The 2341-nt window shown below is 38.1% G+C and carries 2 protein-coding genes; one reads left to right on the top strand and one right to left on the bottom strand.

Features of this window, described 5'->3' with window-relative positions; genetic code table 11:
- Positions 1-76 precede the first annotated feature (76 nt).
- Positions 77-475, top strand: a complete 399-nt coding sequence (crcB, locus tag ACIR131C_RS0118920; RefSeq protein WP_028091453.1) for a fluoride efflux transporter CrcB — start codon at positions 77-79, stop codon at positions 473-475.
- A 163-nt stretch (positions 476-638) separates the two neighbouring features.
- Here crcB and ACIR131C_RS0118915 read toward each other — a convergent pair whose 3' ends face one another.
- On the bottom strand, positions 639-1430 hold the full coding sequence (locus ACIR131C_RS0118915) for an SDR family NAD(P)-dependent oxidoreductase (RefSeq protein WP_028091452.1): 792 nt from the start codon (positions 1428-1430) through the stop codon (positions 639-641).
- Positions 1431-2341: the final 911 nt, after the last annotated feature.

Genomic DNA, 2341 nt, shown 5'->3' with positions numbered 1-2341 from the left:
GTTGCCCAAAACCTCTTCCCTGTTCCCTTGTCATAACGACAATTTTTAACGCCAACCTACTTAACAATTATTAATAATGTTACAACAGGTAGAAATTCGTATTCCCATTGCCATTAGTCTGGGAGCAATAGCAGGGGCTTTAAGTCGCTATTATTTAACCTTGTGGTTGACAAATCGCTTGGGTTTTGGTTTCCCCTATGGAACTTTTTTTATTAATATTAGCGGTTGTTTAATCATGGGGTTTTTCACAAGTTTAGCTATGGAAAAAACAGCGCTGATTTCTCCAGAAATTAAGTTAATTGTCGCCACAGGATTTTTAGGTGCATATACTACTTTTTCTACTTTTGGTTTAGATACGGTTGGTTTGTTGCAACGTGGTAATTGGTTGGCTGCTACTGGTTATTTTTTTGGTAGTACAATCTTGGGAGTTATCAGTGTTCAATTGGGGATGATTATTGCGAGAATTTTTAATTGAAAGTTTTTAATTGAAAGTTCTGATTTTACACCAATGATCCCCCGGGTTAATTTACCGGAGGGATCACGTTTATATAGGTAAATGAATGATTTTTTTCTCACCCAGGGGCGCACAGGCGCGAAGAGAAATTATTGATTTGAATTGATTTGAATTGATTTGAAGTCTAGCCCACAGCATTAGGTAATGGTTTTTTGGGTGTCGCTAGTTGTAGGATGATATCTAGCAACCAAGGGGCAAGACGTTGACATAATACGGCTAAATGAGATTGCCATCCCACTAGGATTTCTGGTGTATCTTTTTCTATTCCAATTACGAGGGCTTGGGCGACTTGTTCGGGTGTCATGGGAATCACACCGCGAAATGATTTTAAGTCCCGCACCATGTCTGTTTCGGTGAGGGAAGGAAGTAAAGCAATGACGCGGATATTGTGTTGGGCCAGTTCTTGACGTAAGGCCTGGGTAAATCCAACAATGGCGAATTTAGTGGCGGAATATGTGGCCATTGTCGGTGCGGCAACTTTTCCCATTAAACTGGAGACATTGACAATGATCCCCTTTTTTTGACTAACCATGCGTTTGGCTATTAAGCTGGTTAGGGTATACATTCCCAATAAATTAACGGAGAGTTCTTGTTGCAGTTGGGGAAGTTTTGATTGCAAAAATGAGTTTTGATGGGCGACACCAGCACAATTTACGAGTAGATGAATCGGTCCATAACTGCGCCAAAGTTGGGCTACGGCTATATTAACATAAATTGATTGAGTTAAGTCTAAGGCCATGATTGTAGTTTCTACACCCAAAGCTTCGATTTGGGCGGCTACTTCGGCTAACTTTTGCCGATCGCGTGCTACTAATATTAACCTTTTCATGCCTTGTTTGGCTAATTCTAAGGCGATCGCTCGACCAATGCCACGGGAAGCTCCGGTAATTAGTGCAACTTTTCCTTGAATCTTCATCGTTTTTCAACTCCAAATTTTTCATGTCTCGTCTTCATGTATTGCGTTTTTGGCAATCAACAGATAGGACGATTGATGAACGGTAAACAAAAATCAAACCTAAAGTGTCAGGAATTAGGCCATTGCAAATATTTTGATTCTCCGTTGTTGAACGGGAATTTTTACTAATGACTAATGACTAATGGCCAATCACCAATGACCAAGTAAAAGACTTTTGGCAGGATAGATAAAGCTCATTGATTTTACCTCTCTAAATGATCCGAGCATTCACCAGCGCTGTCGTACTCACACACATTAGCAACAAAATCAAGTTATTGCAAGATTTTTTAATCAGGATTTCTGATTAATAATTTTCGTATAATATATATATCTGGATTTTAATTTATATAAGTTTTTATTAATAGTGAGCAATTAATATCTTGATCCCCTTACAATTCCTCAATTTTTGTGACAATGAATACATTTTTAAACTTATTCAAGACAACAAATTCAGCAGAATTTGTTGTGTATTGGTGACAATTTCCATTAAAAAGGCACTAATTTATAAAAATAAGACGATAATTATTAAATCTTGTGGGGTGGGCATACTATGGCTAACGCCACGCTACGCGAACGGCAAACTCAGTACAAGTCTTGCCCGCTAAATATGTACCTCATAACACCGGGAAGTGCTGTAAATCTTGTAGGGTGGGCATCTTGCCCGCCAGATTTATACAAATTAAATACACAACAGCTTAAAATCTCAAATTTTTCGCCTATAAAGCTTTCAGAAAATTATTAAGTCAGAATCAGGATATCCAGGATTTGAGGATTTACAGGATTTTATTTTCTGATGAAAGCTTCCCCAATTCTGACATAATTAATTAGATGAACGAGAAAATTACTCCCTTCCCACACAAAGATAACTGATG

Source organism: Dolichospermum circinale AWQC131C (assembly GCF_000426905.1).
GTDB lineage: Bacteria > Cyanobacteriota > Cyanobacteriia > Cyanobacteriales > Nostocaceae > Dolichospermum > Dolichospermum circinale.
The sequence above is the reverse complement of the archived record's forward strand: the minus strand, read 5'-3'. Positions and strand labels throughout refer to the sequence as shown.

Excerpts from the sequence above, each read along its gene's own strand:
- crcB (WP_028091453.1), top strand. The coding sequence starts at position 77 with ATGTTACAACAGGTAGAAATTCGTATTCCCATTGCCATTAGTCTGGGA.
- ACIR131C_RS0118915 (WP_028091452.1), bottom strand. The coding sequence starts at position 1,430 with ATGAAGATTCAAGGAAAAGTTGCACTAATTACCGGAGCTTCCCGTGGC.